This is a genomic window from Sphingomonas alba, assembly GCF_023516555.1.
In the GTDB taxonomy this organism is placed as follows: Bacteria; Pseudomonadota; Alphaproteobacteria; order Sphingomonadales; family Sphingomonadaceae; genus Sphingomicrobium; species Sphingomicrobium album.
In genome coordinates this window covers 1815633-1829606 of record NZ_JAMGBD010000001.1, presented here as the reverse complement: position 1 = coordinate 1829606, position 13974 = coordinate 1815633, and the positions used below count along the sequence as shown (strand labels likewise).

Here is a 13974-nt window from a genome sequence, read left to right as displayed (position 1 = left end):
TTATCGTGACAAATGTGTCGAATGAGGACATAATGAGCCTGATTGGAAAAATGTCAAACTCATTACGGGAGCGACGGAATTGAGCGAGCGGCCGACCCTTGGACGGATTCTCAAGGAATTGAGAAATCACAGGAATTGGACGCTGCGTGAGATGAGCGAGCACAGCGGAATCCCGCTATCGACCCTGTCGAAGGTGGAGAACGACCGCCTGACGCTGACCTATGACAAGCTCGCGCAGCTCAGTCAGAAACTGCAGATCCCGATTTCCGACCTGTTCGCCGAAACCGAGCAGGTGGAAGCCATCACCGCCCGCCGGAGCATCGGCAAGGTCGAAGACGCGGTTCGCGTAACGACCCCGAACTACGATTATTATTATCTTTGCACGGAGTTGCGGCGGAAGCGGATGGTCCCCGTCCTCACCCGCATCCGCGCCAAGTCATTGAGCGAATTCGGCGACCTCGTCAGCCACGCCGGTGAAGAATATATCCATGTGCTGGAAGGCACGATCGTCGTTCACACGCAATTCTACGATCCGGTCACGCTGAAGACTGGCGAAGCGATCTACATCGATTCGAACATGGGCCACGCCTACGTCGCCGCCGAAGATTGCGAAGAAGCGCTTGTCCTCGGCGTCTGCTCGAGTGCCGACGAAGCCTTGATGTCGTCGCTCATGAACATGCACGAGATGGACATCGACCCGGACCAGATGACCGATGAGCCAGCAACAAAGGTCCGCACGCTGCGACGCCCCGCCGCCTAGCATCGGTGGAATGTCCGCCTAGGTTCGGTCGCTAGCCCGCTCGACTGCAGCAAGCCGGGAGCCCAGCGACTCGATGGCCTTCCGTAGCCGTCGCTGCTCGGCATGCTCCTGGTCCCGCTCGACCTCTCTTTCGCGCGCCGAGAACAAGGCCCGCTTGAGCGAAGGGGCAATGGCGGTGAGCGCGTCGAGATCGTCCCGGCCAAAGGGCGTCCCGTCCGGCCGCGGGCCAAGCAAGAGCCAGCCGCGGAGCGATCCGAATGGACAGCGAAGCGGCATCCGCAACGCGAAGGGCGACGATGGTTCGACGTGGAAAAGATGCGGATCGGGTATCGACCAGCCCTGCAGCCAATGCTCCGTGGCGCGCAAATCGATACCGGTCGTCGCAATGACTCTGGAGTCCAGGACAAGCGCCGTGCGCACCGCATAAAGCGCGCTTTCGATCCGCTGCAGCGCCATTTCGCCGACACGCGCCGTCGAGGAGATCCCCGAGAGCTCGGCCAGAAATTCGGGCAGCTGCTCCTTCAATTCCGCAAGGTCGCGCTGGAAGCGCTTTTCGGCCCAGCCCGTGATCCGGCCATGCAGCGGAGAAAGGAGCACCGCGGCGACGGCGGCGGCCATGGTTGCCGAGATATTGCCAAGCCCCATCCCGAGGTACTGCTGCCCGAACATTTCGATCACCGCTTCGGTGCCCGCAAAGACGGCAACGAGCGACAATGTCAGCGCCGCATAGGCGACGGATCGGCTGATGACCGTTTCCGCATCGTACAGGCGATAGCGGAGAAGCGAGACGAGGAACCCGATTGCGATAGCGATGATGCCGGCCTGGAACAGCCCTTCCAGCACCAGGGGCTCGATCACCGGTCTTCCCGCGCCGGCATTCAACGCCGCCCCGCCCCTTGTCGCGAGGATCAAGGAAATTCCGGACACCAGGCCCAAAGCGATCCATTTCAATTGCTGTCGCTCCGCCATGGATCCACTGTTGCGGTAGCGGACAACAAGCAGTGTCACCGCGCTCAGCACGCACAGGATCGCGAGCGGCAGGAACAAATGCACGGGGGCGGCCCCCACGGTTTCGACGAGGCCGAGGACGAAGACTCCGCAGGCCGCGATCGCCACCCATCGCGCCCAGGCCGGGGTCATTTCACCATTGGGGAAGAGCAGGAGAGCCAGGACCAGCAGGAGGAAGCGCAGGCGGTCCGCCAGGCCGACCGCGAGCGGGACGCTGCCGCCGGCGACATCGAAGCTGCTGGTGATGATCCATAACAGGAATGCCGAGGACAGGAGTCCGGCCACAAGGTCGCTTTGACGCCGGCGAAAGAGGATCGTCGCAACCGCGAGCAGCACGACGCCCTTGCAAAGCCGCAGGATGAGGATCGTCGTTTCCATCCTTGCCGAATAGGCAAGCCAGGCGAGCGTCGCGGCCGACCCGAATGCGAGCAGGACCCAGATGATCCGATAAGCAGTAGGGAGCCTCCCGCTGAGCGGCGGGAGGCTCCAGTTCGCGGCCGTCGAGGGGGAGGCGGCTGCGATGTCGGTCATTGCATGCGGGCGGCGCTTGCGAGCAGTTGGAGGACGCCGTCGGCCTGGGCCGCGGGGTCGCGTTCCGGCTTCAGCTCTTCGCCGCGGCGATTGAGATAGGCGAAGATGGCGATCAGGTCGCGGCGCGGAAGCGAGGCTGGGGCGGCGGCGTTGAGCGGTGTGATGCTGACCATGGTCACTTCCTTGCGGCTGAGGCGATCGAGGCGGCGACTTGGCTCGCCATGGCGATCTGGGCTTCGCGATCGGCAATCTGGTAACGGCCGGCAACGAAACGGAAGTCCGTCCAGCTGACCCAGACGCTTCCGTCCGAGTCCTGGGTCACCAGCATCCGGACCGGCCAGTCGAGGCCGGCAAGCGGATTGGACTGGAGAAACTGCACACCCAGCGGCGGGTTGCCGAACAGCAGGAGGGTCGACCGGTTGATCTGCAAATTGGCGCTGGCGCCGAGCTGCGAATGGTCGATGGCATCGAAGAACCGAATGCCCTTGGCGGCGATATCGCCTTTGAGGCGAGCCACGGTTTCGTCGAAGCCGTAATCGCTCTTCTGGCGAATGACGCCGTCCGCATGCGCACTGGCAATTGGAACCGCGGCACTGACTGGTGGAGTTACGATCGGGCTAAGCACCGTGCCCGGGCCTGCGAGAATCAGGACCGTGAGGAACTTCTTCATCAGCTTGTTCGACTTCTTGGGCATTGGGATTTCTCCTCTCGAATGCCCTGGATTCTGACCTGTTCAGTGCCTCAGGAAAAATCGCGATTCGGCATGGTTTCCATGCGTCGTCCGTATTGAACGAACTTCAGTATGGCGTGCCGCCTGCTCGAGCCTCCGCCAGCGCCGACGCATACCAGAGAAATTCGTCGATGAACCGGCTCGCCGAATGGTTGAGGAAGTCTTCCTGCGCCACCCCGTTTTCGTTCAATAGCTGCCCAATCCGCGGAATCGGCAGGAGGCTGGGGACGCTGGACATCCCGAGTTCGGCAAGGGTCATGCGTAATTGCATCGCAGCGCGCACGCCGCCGAATGAGCCGGCGGAGTAACAGACGATGCCCGAGGGACGCCAAAAATACTCTTCGAGGAAATGATCGAGGAGGTTCTTCAAAGCGGGTGGAATGCCGTGATTATATTCGCCGCTGACGATGAGGAACCCATCGACCTTGCGGTAGAGCCGCGCCAGTTTTTCAAGCTTTCGTGGAGCCTGGCCTTCGGGATGCTCCTTGTACATCCGATCCAGCAGCGGCAGTTTCAGTTCGAGCGGATCCACAAGGTGAACCTCGTGCCCGCGCCGCTCAAGCTCCCGTGTCACGAGCCGGGCCGCCCGCGGCCCCATACGGTCGCGGCGGACGGAGCCGAGCAGCACCGCGACCGAAAGCGGTTTCATGGCCTGGTAGCCGCCGGGGTCTCGACCATGCGGCCCCCGCTGGCCTCGTGCAGGATGAAACCCTCAAGGTCGTCGACCGGAGTCCGCCACGGCGCTTTCTCCAACGTGCGCATCGTGTCGCTATAGCCCGCTTCGCGGCGGCGGCGGATTCCGCCGGCGGAAAAATCGATATCCTTGCTATGATCCTCGTGATCGAGTGCCGGGGCGAGCAGGCGGACGACGTGCATCCGCGTCAGGCAACCGTAACTCGCCATGTCGGCAAACCGATTGTCGCGCCGCTTTTCCTCGGGAACCAGCTGCGCCAGCTCGGCCACCATGTGACGCAGCTTGTGCAGCTGCCGCTGGCGCTTGATGTGCGATGCCGCGCGGCTCGAATATTGGATGTCCTTCTGGCGGTTCATCACCTCCCAGATGGTCTCAGGCTCGTCGCCGTGCGGATTCCAGATGTGGACAGCAAAGACCAGGCTGTCGCGGCGCGGATTGTCGTCGAACACGACCTCGACCGGCGTGTTCGAAAGAATGCCGCCATCCCAGTAAAGTTCACCGTCGATGCGGACCGCCGGGAAGGCCGGCGGCAGCGCTCCGGATGCAAGGATATGGTCGAGGGTCAGCGGCATGTCGCGGCTGTCGAAATAGCGCATCTCGGCGGTCCGGACTGACGAGGCGCCTACGGTAATCCGCGTCTCGCCCCGGTTGAGCTCGTCGAGGTCGACCAGCTCGCTCAGCGTCTGTCGAAGCGGATCGACGCTATAATAGCCGGCCTTGTCGGCACCCAGTTCATAGTGCGGACCAAGGAATGCCTCCGGGTTCGGCGTGAAGAACGCCGGGACGCCGGTCGTGATCGACTGCCAGTTGCGCGCCGCCGTTGCCATCCAGGCAGGAAGGCCGCCCGGCACGAACTGGTCGTTCTGGACGCGCGACCAGAAGTCGCAGAGCTTTTCGATCCGCTCGCCCGGCTTGCTGCCGGCGATGATCGACGCGTTAATCGCGCCGATCGACGTACCGATTACCCAGGTCGGCGCGATGCCGGCCTCGTGAAGCGCTTCATAGACTCCGACCTGATATGCGCCGAGCGCGCCGCCGCCCTGCAGGACCATGACGGTCTGGCCGAGGCCCGCGACTTCCTTTGCAAGCGAGATCATTGTTCGTCCCTTCAAGCTGCTTTGCGCCGGGGGGCGATCGTCGAGGCGGAATTGCCATCCGTCCCGATGATGAGGCGCGCCGAACGCCGGTAGGTGAGGTAGCTCCACAGCCAGGTCGTCATGACGGAGAGGCGGCTGCGGAAGCCGATCAGGAACCAGACATGGGCGGCGGACCAGACAAGCCAGGCGATGAAGCCGCTGAGCTGGATGCGCCCCCAGTCGATGACGGCACGGCTGCGCCCGATCGTCGCCAAATTGCCGAAGTCACGATAGGCGAACGGCTTCCTTGCCCGCCCGAGAATCCGATCGGCGGCATAAGCGCCCTGTTGCTTGGCGACCGGCGCGATTGCCGGCAACGGCTGGCCGTTCGCGCCCCGTGCGCTGGCCGTGTCGCCAATGACAAAGATGTCGTCAGAACCTTTTATGGTCAGTCCCTGCGTGACCAGGGCGCGTCCCGCCCGGTCCTGCTCGGCGCCCAGCCAATCTGCAGCCGCAGAGGCTTCGACGCCGGCCGCCCAGACGATCGTCTTGGCGGAAATCCACACATCGCTTGTTTGGACATGCCCATAGCCGAGTCCGGTAACGGGCGTGCCCGTACGAACATGGACTCCGAGGCCGCGAAGCATCTCTTCGGCCTTTGCCGAAAGCGCCGGGGGAAAGGACGGCAACAGCCGGGGGCCGGCCTCGACCAGAATGACGCGAGAGCATGCCGGCGTGATGTTCCGGAAGTCTTTCGACACGGAGCGCCTGGCGAGCTCGGCAATGGCGCCGGCCATCTCCACGCCGGTCGGGCCGCCGCCGATGACGACGAAGGTCAGAAGCGCGTGGCGGCGATCCGGGTCGGTTTCCGATTCGGCGCGCTCCAGCGCGAGCAGCACATTGCGGCGGATCGTTGTCGCATCCTCGATGCTCTTCAGGCCGGGTGCGAAGGCCGCCCATTGGTCGCGCCCGAAATAGCTGTGGCTGGATCCGGTCGCGATGATGAGCTTGTCGAAATCGAGGATCCGGCCGCTCGCCAGAGTGACGGTTTTCCGGTCGCGATCGACACGGACGACCTCATCGAGAAGCACCCGGATGTTGCGGGCGTAGCTAAGGATGGACCGGATCGGCGCGGCGATGTCGGCCGGCGACAGCGCAGCGGTTGCGACCTGGTATAATAGCGGCTGGAAGAGGTGGTGGTTGCGCCGATCGACCAGCGTCACCTCGACCTTGCGGTTCGCCAGTCTTTTGGCGGCGGCAAGGCCGCCGAAGCCGGCGCCGACGATCACGACTTTCGGGTAAACGGCAAGCATAAGCGTCAGTGCGCGGTCCAGCCGCCGTCGACGGGTAGGGCTGTGCCAGTGATCGATCGGCCGCCCGGCGTGCACAGGAACACGGCAAGGGCGCCAAGTTCCTCGACCTCGGCGAACCTTTTGTTCGGCTGCGCGGCCAGGAGCACGTCGCGGATGACTTCCTCGCGGCTGATCCCGCGCGCCTTGGCGGTATCGTCGATCTGGTTCTCGACCAGCGGCGTCCAGACATAGCCCGGGCAGATCGCGTTGCAGGTGACGTTGTGCTCGGCGCCTTCCAGGGCGATCGTCTTGGTCAGTCCGACGATGCCGTGCTTCGCGGCCACATATGCGCTCTTGAAAGGCGAGGCGACGAGGCCGTGGGCGGAGGCGACGTTGATGATCCGCCCGAACCCGGCCTCCTTCATCGGCGCGAATGCAGCGCGGATCGTGTGCCAGGCTGCCGAGAGATTGAGCGCGATGATCGCGTCATATTTCTCGGGCGGAAACTGCTCGATCGGGCTCACGTGCTGGATGCCCGCATTGTTGACGAGGATGTCGATGCGCCCGAACTGGTCGACCGTTCGCTCGACGAGCTTTCGCGCTTCCTCGCCCTTCATCAGGTTCGCGCCGTCGTAAGCGACGCGGCTGATCGGGGCGCTGTTCTCCAGCTCGGCGCAGGTGCGGTCGATGTCCTCCGGGTCGCCAAGGCCGTTGATGACGATGTCGGCGCCGGAATGGGCAAGCGCCTTGGCGATGCCGAGGCCGATGCCGCTGGTCGATCCTGTGACGACGGCGACCCGGCCGGCCAGTGGGCGCGCGGTGTCGATCTGCTCTTGGACCTGCATGTCCATGCCGGGGTGCTCCTTCAGGTTCATGCCCAAAAGGATGCCGATGTGCGCGATGTGCGTGAAATGCGCATTGTGCATCGACTCCATGCCGCCTCGCGATTTCCGCGCGACAGGGATTGCCTGCAAAATTCAATTCACGTCGCGGAACCGACCCACAGCTGGTGACGCACGGGAGCGACAGACAGTCCCTCGCACTGCTCGGCCCGGTTCCCGCGACGACCAAACAAGGAGAAGGCAATGTTCAACTTCACCAAGACTACTCTGGCGTTGGGCGTCGCCCTCGCAAGCCTTGCCGCGGCTTCGCCGGCAATGGCCGGCCAGTGCCCGACCGACAAGGTCATGGCCAACCCGCTCACCAATCGCGAAACCATGCCCAAGGCCGTCACCGACGACGTGCTGGGCTCGATCGACCTGGGCCAAGAAATCGGCGTCCAGGGTCGCGACTTGCGCCTCCGCAAGCTGGTCGTGCAGCCGGGCGGCGTCGTCCCCTTCCACAGCCATGAAGGCCGGCCCGCGCTGATCCTTACGGTCAGCGGCGAGATCACCGAATATCGCACGACCTGCGGTGTGCCGATCACCCATCACGCCGGCGACCTCGCCCGCGAGACCAAGGAAACCGGCCACTATTGGGTCAACCACGGCAAGGTGCCGGCGGTACTCTACTCCGCCGACGTCAAGGCCCAGTAACCATCCCCGAAGCCGGCCTCCCCCACGCTCCCAGCCGGCGGCCCAGTGGCGCCTCGCCTCGACCCAGGCGGGGCGCCACGCCCGCCGGACGGAACTGAAACATGACCGATCTTGCACTTCCCATTGCACCACCGATGCCGCGACTATCGGCAAGCCGGACAGTGTTGATCGCCGTCATAGGCTTCCTGACGCTGGTCGACCTCTTCGCGACCCAGGCGATCCTGCCGAGCCTTGCGCAGATTTACCGGGTCATGCCCTCCGAAATCGGCGTTGCCGCGAACGCGAGCACATTGGGCATGGCCATTGCCGGCCTTCTGGCGGGTGCATTCACCGGTGCTGTCGAACGCAAGCGCGCGATCTCGCTTAGCTTGCTGCTCCTTTCCATTCCGACTGCAACGCTCGCCTTTGCACCCAACCTGCAGGTCTTCGCCTTGCTTCGGGTCGTGCAGGGCCTGTTCATGGCAACAGCTTTCACCCTGACGTTGACGCATCTCGCCGAACGCTGCGCCGTTCGAACGCCCGCGGCACTAGCGGCCTATGTGACGGGCGCCGTCGCGGCCAACCTCATCGGACGCCTCGCGGCTGCCCTGGTCGCGGGTTTCGTGGGCGCAGAAACCAGCTTCCTGTTTTTCGCGGCGCTCAATATCGCGGGCGCTTTGCTGTGTGCCGTTTCACTCGATCGTAACCACCCGGACCAGGTCCGTGACGGACAGTTCTGGGCCGCCTGGCTGCATCACCTTGGTGACCCTAACCTTCGGCGCAGCTTTGCCATCGGCTTCCTGATCCTGTTCGGCTTCATCGGTGTGTTCACTTACGTCGGCTTCGTCCTGATGCGACCGCCATTTTCGCTGTCGATGACAGCGCTGGGGTTCGTCTTCCTCGTTTTCCTGCCTTCGATGATCACCACCCCTTTGGCCGGATCCGCCGTGGCGAAGATGGGGCCGTCGTCGGCGCTCTTCGGCGGTCTCGTCCTGGCAATCGCAGGGCTCGGCCTGCTGCTGCTGCCCAGCCTCGCCATGGTGATCCTGGGAATGGCGCTCGTCGGCGTCGGCACATTCTTCGGGCAGGCCGTTGCCACCGGGCACGTCGGTCGTACCGCGACCGGCGACAAAGCCGCAGCCAGCGGCCTTTATCTCTCGGCATATTATTCCGGCGGCCTGGCTGGCGCAGCAGTCATTGGGCAACTCTTCGACCGCTTCGGCTGGACGGCATCGCTGATCGGCGTCGGATTTGCTTTGGCGTTGGCCGCCGTCCTTGGCCTTCAGTTGCGTACGGGTGAGGAGAATCCATGAGCGATCGTTATCGTAAGGGCGTTGACATCATCCAGCATTTGGCGGCCGGCCACTATGAGCAGTTCATGGCCGGCAAGGTCGCCGAAGTTGCACCGGATTTCGCCAGGATGGCCGTCGAATTTCCATTCGGCGACCTTTATTCGCGCGACAGGCTGGACCTTCGCAGCCGCGAGATCGCTGCCATCGCCTCGCTGGCGACCATCGGCGATGCCGTGCCGCAGCTGCGCAATCATATCGGCGCGGCACTTAATCTTGGGGTCACCAAGACAGAGATCGTCGAAATCCTGATGCAGACCGCGGTCTATGCCGGATTTCCGGCGGCCCTTAGGTCACTGGCGGCTTGCCATGACCTTCTGGTTGCAGAGGGTGGCGACGATCAGGCCGCCTGCCGCGTCGCCGGCCAGGGGTAACGCCGGGCCTCTTGCACGAACGCTCCGACGGCGGGTGAATGGGGGCGGCCGCGAACGGTCGCGAGATAGATCGTCCTTGAAAAGCTTGGGTCGACCAGCGGCCGGACAACGAGGTCCGGATCCGTGACGCTGAACTCGGGGAAAAATCCAAGGCCCAGGCCGGCTTTGATCATGCCCTGCACCCAATCGTCCCGGGGAGAGCTGAAAACCTGACGCAAATAGATGCCTCGATCGGTGAGGGCCTTGCGTACGGGTGCGAAGACCTCGCAGTTCGAACGGCTGACATAGGGTTCGTCGTGAAGCTCCGCGGCGCGTATTGGATTGCTCGTGCAGAGCCGATGGTTGGCCGGCAAAAGGATCACGAAATTTTCTTCGAAGATCGGCAATTGGTGGAGAGAGTCGGGCAGTTCGTCGGGAACACCCACGACGGCGACTTCAAGATCTCCCTTTTCCAGCATCTCGATCATTTCCGGACCGCCGGTATCGATGACGCGCACTTCCACATTGGGATGGGCGGCCTGATATCGGATCAGCAGGTCTGAAATGAGTCCCGGACCGATCGTGCACATCGTCCCGATCGTCAGCGTCGCCCGCTCCAGCTTCTTGGCGGCGCGCGCCTGGTCCCGGGCCGCTCGGGCGCTCTCCTCGACCGTTTGCAAATAGGGCAGCATCATCCGGCCGAGTTCGGACAAATGCGTATTGCCGCGCTCACGATGGAAAAGGGGGCCGCCGAGTTCATGCTCGAGCTGCTGGATGGCGCGGGTCAGGGCTGGCTGGCTGACATTGCATTGCTCAGCCGCTCGCGTGAAATTCAGCGTTCCGGCAAGCGCAACGAAGTAGCGCACCTGCTGCATTTCCATCGTGCAATCCCCCCAGTGGACAGCGCGGGACTCTTACACGCTGCGACAGAATAGGGCGATACCGATCGCGCATTGATCCCATGCGCTCTCGGTCTGTGACCGCAAGGCCTGTTTCTCCGAAAATATGGTTACCGGAAAAACGGTGTCCTCACGGGAGAAGATGATGAACTCGAAGTTTGCAATCGCCGCCACCGCCCTGACGGCCCTCGCCGCAGGCAATGCGATGGCCGGCCCGGCCAAGCCGCAACCCAATGCCGACAAGTGCTATGGCGTTTCGCTGGCCGGCCACAACGACTGCGCGGCCGGCGCCGGCACCAGCTGCGCCGGAACCTCCAAACGCAACTACCAGGGCAATAGCTGGAAGTATGTCGCCAAGGGCACATGCACCAAGATCAGCACGCCCAAGGGCCCCGGCTCGCTCAAGCCGATCGCTCGCTGACCATGACCCCCGCCGCCGGCCTCGGCTTCAAGCCGCAGCATTTCCAGGAAGCGCTGGCATGGCCGGCGGCGGATCTCTGGTTCGAGGTCCACGCCGAAAACTACATGGTCGACGGCGGGCCTCGCCTCGCAATGCTGGAAGCACTGCGGTCGGAAAGGCCACTGTCGCTGCACGGCGTCGGCATGTCGCTCGCGGGCACTACTGACCCGGATCCCGATCACCTCGCGGCCCTGAAGCGCCTTGTCGATCGCTTCGAACCCTTTGCTGTTTCCGAACATGTCGCCTGGTCCCGTCTCGACGGGCGGTGCTTTCCCGATCTCCTGCCCGTGCCTCGAACCAACGAGGCCCTGAGCAGGCTGGCCGCCAATATTGGCCGCGTCCAGGATGCGATCGGCCGGCCGATCATGATCGAAAATCCGACGCATTATCTTGCGCTTCGCGATCACGAATGGAGCGAGACAAGTTTCCTTTCCGAGCTGGCGCGGCGAACCGGCTGCGGCCTGCTCATCGACGTCAACAATGTCGTGGTTGGCGCCCACAATCTCGGCTTCGATGCGGTCGAGTGGCTCGGAGCCATCCCGCCGCACGCCATCGGTGAAATCCATCTTGCGGGCCATTCGCTCGATGCCGAGGGCACGCTCCTGATCGACAGCCACGACGAGCCAGTGAGCGACCGCGTCTGGGAACTCTTCGACGGTCTCATCGACCGCATTGGACCGCGGCCCACCCTGATCGAACGGGACGGCAACGTTCCGCCATTCGCGACCCTGATGGCGGAGCGCGACAGGGCTCAAGCCAAGCTGCGGGGGGAATTCGCCGTTGCCGCTTGAACTCCTCGCCATGCAGGAAGACTTCGCGGCGGCCATCTCGAGCCCGGCGACCGGCCCGCTGCGCGTCTACCGGAACACGGTGATCAGCGGCGCGGTACAGGCGCTGCGCGACAATTATCCGGTCGTTGAGCAGATTGTCGGTCCTGAGATGTTCGAAGCAGTCGCGGTCGACTTTGATTCAACCTGCCCTCCCCGAACGCCAGTCCTCGCCCTTTATGGAAGCGAGTTTGCCGACTGGCTTGGGCACCAGCCCTGGATCGGAGACCTTCCGTATCTCGCGGATGTTGCCAGGGTCGAGCGGCTGCGGATCGAGAGCCTGTTCGCGAGCGATGCCGAACCACTGCTCGACCTGCCCAGGCCAAACGAAATGATTTCTGCCCGCGTCCAGGTTCATCCGGCGACGCGCTTCGCCTGGCTGTCGACGCCGGCAATGAGCATCTGGCTGGCTCATCAGCAGCCGGACCGACGAACGATCGAGCCCGACTGGAAGCCGGAAGGCGCGCTCTTCGCCAGGCCCGACGCATTCACCATGCACGCTCCCCGCATCGGCCGGGCAGCGCACCGCCTGCTCTGCGGAATCCGTTTCGGCGAGACGATGGGCCAGAGCCTCGCCGCTGCCGAACGGCTGTATCCCGAAGAAAACCCGGCCGCGATCCTCGCATCGCTAGCCAATCTCGGCGTCTTCGCGGCGCCCAATGACGAGAGGAATTGAGATGGAGATGGTTGCATCCGCGACGCCGGCCCGGCGCCGCCCATTGGACAGGCTGGCCGAGAAATTGGGCGCCATCCTTGGCCCATCGCTGCTGCTCGCGATCCAGCGCCTCGGGATTGCGGCCGTTTTCTTCCAATCGGGCCGGACCAAGGTCGAAGGCATCTTCACCATCCCGGATACGACCATCGAGCTGTTCCGGACGGAATACGCGCTCCCGCTCCTGCCACCGGAGGTGGCCGCCTACATGGCCGCGGGCGCAGAACATATTTTCTCGATCCTGCTGGTTCTCGGCCTCCTCACCCGGCTTTCTGCCGGGGCGCTCCTGGGAATGACGCTCGTCATTCAGGTCTTCGTCTATCCCGACGCATGGCCGACCCACCTGAGCTGGGCCGGATTGATGCTGCCGCTGATCGCCATGGGCGGCGGCAAATGGTCGCTCGACCGGCTGCTCAAGATTCCCTGAACTGTGCAGACTCGCTGGAGTGGCGGAGACGGAGGCTGCCCTACTTCGCTCTAGGGATTTGCCCACAACGCGATTGTTCCCACAAACGCTACCCCGCTAGCGGCGGACTCGCTCAGGGCGTGCCGCCGCGGTCGGCGCGAACCACCACTTAATTGGAGGCTGCTTTCGTTAGTTCGCGAGCCCGGGCGATAGCAGCCCGATATGCAGTCCTCTCACAACCGCTGCTTTCGGTCAGTAATTCGATTGGAATGCGCTGCTTGAGAACATCACAAGCGTCGCGGCTCGCAAAGGTCAGGCGCTCCTCCAGCGCGTTCCAACCCGCAGGGCTGACGAGGTCGAGATCACGAACATTGATGACCACCGAAGTGGTGTACTCGACAACTTCAGCGCCAATATTGGTGCGCGCGACGATACGTTCTCCCGGTCCGTTTACCGTGATGTCTTCCGCGGTGGCGGAAGAGGCAGTTGCAGCGCCGATCAGCACTGCGGCAAGCGTGTTCAGGCAAAAATATCGTGACATCAGACTTCCCCTCTCCTCAGGGTCAGCATGACGCCGCCTATGTTGAGCGCCACCGCCCTGTTCGACTTTTAGCTAGGCTCTGTGCGCTGTTTGGAGTTGATCTGGGTCAAATGTGAATTACTCCGAGTCGCCTGAATTACCCTCGCCTTGAACAAGATCGGCGAGCGCATCGTATTTGACTGCAAGTTTCAGGTGGACCTGACGCGCTGTCGCATTGGGTGCCCTCGACGCCAACCTCCGATCCTCCTTTGCGCGCATCCTGTAGTACGCGCCGGACCCATCGAAGAGTTGCATATGCAGCCTAAATCAGAGCAGCGATGATCGTGATCGCGACCGCCCAAAGGAAGATTAGCAGAGGCAAAAGCAGGGTCAGGACCGCAGCCTCGGTGCCCGAGCTGTGACCAGTCGCCGTTTGGATGCCCTGTCTCATGAAACGCGACCAGCCGAGTGCCCGCGAACCTCCCTGCGGAATACGCACGAAAAGCACAGGTATCCCGAAGAACGCCGTCAGGAAGGCGAAGTTGACCGCCATCGGTACGGCCAGATTCGGGTTGGCAAAGCCAATTGTCATCACCGCGAGAAAGCCGAAGAACAGCGTGCCCATCGTCGCGAAAATTGCTGTTGGCATCTCAAAGCTCTGATCGACGCAGGCAAGCAAGGGCGGGCTTGCCACAATGTCGGCCTGCTTGAGCATTTGTCCCTGATCGATGCGGCGGGTCATGCACCTTCTCCCTGCGAATGACCCCACCGTAGGAATTGCACGGCAACCCAGTTTGACATGGATCAAATCGGTCGGGCTTCCGGCGGGCAATTGATGAAATG

The 13974-nt window shown here is 63.2% G+C and carries 18 protein-coding genes; 8 read left to right on the top strand and 10 right to left on the bottom strand.

Annotated features, from left to right (window positions below; translation table 11 throughout):
- Positions 1–106 precede the first annotated feature (106 nt).
- Positions 107–760: a helix-turn-helix domain-containing protein gene (locus LZ536_RS09630; protein ID WP_431357941.1), complete on the top strand. Its 654-nt coding sequence runs from the start codon at positions 107–109 to the stop codon at positions 758–760.
- An 18-nt stretch (positions 761–778) separates the two neighbouring features.
- Here the strand turns inward: LZ536_RS09630 and LZ536_RS09625 are convergent, their stop codons facing one another.
- The 7 genes from LZ536_RS09625 to LZ536_RS09595 form a co-directional block, all read right to left on the bottom strand.
- The gene (locus LZ536_RS09625) at positions 779–2299 is read right to left on the bottom strand and encodes a hypothetical protein (protein WP_249848477.1); all 1521 of its coding nucleotides are present in this window, start codon (positions 2297–2299) and stop codon (positions 779–781) included.
- Positions 2296–2472 carry a hypothetical protein gene (locus LZ536_RS09620; RefSeq protein ID WP_249848476.1) on the bottom strand — a complete coding sequence of 59 codons (177 nt, stop codon included), beginning with the start codon at positions 2470–2472 and terminating at the stop codon, positions 2296–2298. The genes LZ536_RS09625 and LZ536_RS09620 overlap by 4 nt, the downstream gene beginning before the upstream one ends.
- Before the next feature lie 2 nt (positions 2473–2474).
- Positions 2475–2993 carry a DUF302 domain-containing protein gene (locus tag LZ536_RS09615; RefSeq protein ID WP_249848475.1) on the bottom strand — a complete coding sequence of 173 codons (519 nt, stop codon included), beginning with the start codon at positions 2991–2993 and terminating at the stop codon, positions 2475–2477.
- 103 nt (positions 2994–3096) lie between these two features.
- Positions 3097–3678, bottom strand: a complete 582-nt coding sequence (locus tag LZ536_RS09610) for an NADPH-dependent FMN reductase (RefSeq protein ID WP_249848474.1) — start codon at positions 3676–3678, stop codon at positions 3097–3099.
- Positions 3675–4820, bottom strand: a complete 1146-nt coding sequence (locus LZ536_RS09605) for a patatin-like phospholipase family protein (RefSeq protein ID WP_249848473.1) — start codon at positions 4818–4820, stop codon at positions 3675–3677. The genes LZ536_RS09610 and LZ536_RS09605 overlap by 4 nt, the downstream gene beginning before the upstream one ends.
- A gap of 11 nt (positions 4821–4831) precedes the next feature.
- Positions 4832–6112, bottom strand: coding sequence for an NAD(P)/FAD-dependent oxidoreductase (locus LZ536_RS09600; protein WP_249848472.1), 1281 nt, complete (start codon positions 6110–6112; stop codon positions 4832–4834).
- 5 nt (positions 6113–6117) lie between these two features.
- On the bottom strand, positions 6118–6936 hold the full coding sequence (locus LZ536_RS09595) for a 3-hydroxybutyrate dehydrogenase (protein WP_249848604.1): 819 nt from the start codon (positions 6934–6936) through the stop codon (positions 6118–6120).
- A gap of 240 nt (positions 6937–7176) precedes the next feature.
- Here LZ536_RS09595 and LZ536_RS09590 point away from each other — a divergent pair, with 240 nt between their 5' ends.
- From LZ536_RS09590 to LZ536_RS09580, 3 genes are all read left to right on the top strand, one after another.
- Entirely contained in the window at positions 7177–7626 is a 450-nt protein-coding gene (locus tag LZ536_RS09590) for a cupin domain-containing protein (RefSeq protein ID WP_249848471.1), read from the top strand.
- A gap of 101 nt (positions 7627–7727) precedes the next feature.
- The gene (locus LZ536_RS09585; RefSeq protein ID WP_249848469.1) at positions 7728–8918 is read left to right on the top strand and encodes an MFS transporter; all 1191 of its coding nucleotides are present in this window, start codon (positions 7728–7730) and stop codon (positions 8916–8918) included.
- Positions 8915–9328 (top strand): carboxymuconolactone decarboxylase family protein, encoded by a 414-nt coding sequence (locus LZ536_RS09580; protein WP_249848468.1) that lies wholly within the window; start codon positions 8915–8917, stop codon positions 9326–9328. Before LZ536_RS09585 ends, LZ536_RS09580 begins: the two co-directional genes overlap by 4 nt.
- Here LZ536_RS09580 and LZ536_RS09575 read toward each other — a convergent pair.
- Positions 9295–10188 carry a LysR family transcriptional regulator gene (locus tag LZ536_RS09575; RefSeq protein WP_249848464.1) on the bottom strand — a complete coding sequence of 298 codons (894 nt, stop codon included), beginning with the start codon at positions 10186–10188 and terminating at the stop codon, positions 9295–9297. The genes LZ536_RS09580 and LZ536_RS09575 overlap by 34 nt on opposite strands.
- A 160-nt stretch (positions 10189–10348) precedes the next feature.
- Between LZ536_RS09575 and LZ536_RS09570 the strand changes: the two genes are divergently transcribed.
- From LZ536_RS09570 to LZ536_RS09555, 4 genes are read left to right on the top strand one after another with little or no spacing between them, the layout of a single operon-like run.
- Entirely contained in the window at positions 10349–10627 is a 279-nt protein-coding gene (locus LZ536_RS09570; RefSeq protein WP_249848462.1) for a BufA1 family periplasmic bufferin-type metallophore, read from the top strand.
- 2 nt (positions 10628–10629) lie between these two features.
- Positions 10630–11457 carry an MNIO family bufferin maturase gene (gene bufB, locus LZ536_RS09565; RefSeq protein WP_249848460.1) on the top strand — a complete coding sequence of 276 codons (828 nt, stop codon included), beginning with the start codon at positions 10630–10632 and terminating at the stop codon, positions 11455–11457.
- Positions 11447–12169 carry an HvfC/BufC N-terminal domain-containing protein gene (locus LZ536_RS09560; protein WP_249848458.1) on the top strand — a complete coding sequence of 241 codons (723 nt, stop codon included), beginning with the start codon at positions 11447–11449 and terminating at the stop codon, positions 12167–12169. Before bufB ends, LZ536_RS09560 begins: the two co-directional genes overlap by 11 nt.
- Positions 12153–12632 carry a DoxX family protein gene (locus LZ536_RS09555; protein WP_249848456.1) on the top strand — a complete coding sequence of 160 codons (480 nt, stop codon included), beginning with the start codon at positions 12153–12155 and terminating at the stop codon, positions 12630–12632. The genes LZ536_RS09560 and LZ536_RS09555 overlap by 17 nt, the downstream gene beginning before the upstream one ends.
- Positions 12633–12780: 148 nt before the next feature.
- Here LZ536_RS09555 and LZ536_RS09550 read toward each other — a convergent pair whose 3' ends face one another.
- Positions 12781–13152, bottom strand: coding sequence for a UrcA family protein (locus tag LZ536_RS09550; RefSeq protein ID WP_249848455.1), 372 nt, complete (start codon positions 13150–13152; stop codon positions 12781–12783).
- Positions 13153–13453: 301 nt separating this feature from the next.
- Positions 13454–13873 (bottom strand): hypothetical protein, encoded by a 420-nt coding sequence (locus LZ536_RS09545; RefSeq protein WP_249848453.1) that lies wholly within the window; start codon positions 13871–13873, stop codon positions 13454–13456.
- Positions 13874–13974: the final 101 nt, after the last annotated feature.

What these genes read in the sequence shown, in the direction of transcription:
- LZ536_RS09625 (WP_249848477.1), bottom strand. Translation starts at nt 2,299, where the DNA reads ATGACCGACATCGCAGCCGCCTCCCCCTCGACGGCCGCGAACTGGAGC.
- LZ536_RS09620 (WP_249848476.1), bottom strand. Translation starts at nt 2,472, where the DNA reads ATGGTCAGCATCACACCGCTCAACGCCGCCGCCCCAGCCTCGCTTCCG.
- LZ536_RS09615 (WP_249848475.1), bottom strand. Translation starts at nt 2,993, where the DNA reads ATGCCCAAGAAGTCGAACAAGCTGATGAAGAAGTTCCTCACGGTCCTG.
- LZ536_RS09610 (WP_249848474.1), bottom strand. Translation starts at nt 3,678, where the DNA reads ATGAAACCGCTTTCGGTCGCGGTGCTGCTCGGCTCCGTCCGCCGCGAC.
- LZ536_RS09605 (WP_249848473.1), bottom strand. Translation starts at nt 4,820, where the DNA reads ATGATCTCGCTTGCAAAGGAAGTCGCGGGCCTCGGCCAGACCGTCATG.
- LZ536_RS09600 (WP_249848472.1), bottom strand. Translation starts at nt 6,112, where the DNA reads ATGCTTGCCGTTTACCCGAAAGTCGTGATCGTCGGCGCCGGCTTCGGC.
- LZ536_RS09595 (WP_249848604.1), bottom strand. Translation starts at nt 6,936, where the DNA reads ATGCAGGTCCAAGAGCAGATCGACACCGCGCGCCCACTGGCCGGCCGG.
- LZ536_RS09590 (WP_249848471.1), top strand. Translation starts at nt 7,177, where the DNA reads ATGTTCAACTTCACCAAGACTACTCTGGCGTTGGGCGTCGCCCTCGCA.
- LZ536_RS09585 (WP_249848469.1), top strand. Translation starts at nt 7,728, where the DNA reads ATGACCGATCTTGCACTTCCCATTGCACCACCGATGCCGCGACTATCG.
- LZ536_RS09580 (WP_249848468.1), top strand. Translation starts at nt 8,915, where the DNA reads ATGAGCGATCGTTATCGTAAGGGCGTTGACATCATCCAGCATTTGGCG.
- LZ536_RS09575 (WP_249848464.1), bottom strand. Translation starts at nt 10,188, where the DNA reads ATGGAAATGCAGCAGGTGCGCTACTTCGTTGCGCTTGCCGGAACGCTG.
- LZ536_RS09570 (WP_249848462.1), top strand. Translation starts at nt 10,349, where the DNA reads ATGATGAACTCGAAGTTTGCAATCGCCGCCACCGCCCTGACGGCCCTC.
- bufB (WP_249848460.1), top strand. Translation starts at nt 10,630, where the DNA reads ATGACCCCCGCCGCCGGCCTCGGCTTCAAGCCGCAGCATTTCCAGGAA.
- LZ536_RS09555 (WP_249848456.1), top strand. Translation starts at nt 12,153, where the DNA reads ATGACGAGAGGAATTGAGATGGAGATGGTTGCATCCGCGACGCCGGCC.
- LZ536_RS09550 (WP_249848455.1), bottom strand. Translation starts at nt 13,152, where the DNA reads ATGTCACGATATTTTTGCCTGAACACGCTTGCCGCAGTGCTGATCGGC.
- LZ536_RS09545 (WP_249848453.1), bottom strand. Translation starts at nt 13,873, where the DNA reads ATGACCCGCCGCATCGATCAGGGACAAATGCTCAAGCAGGCCGACATT.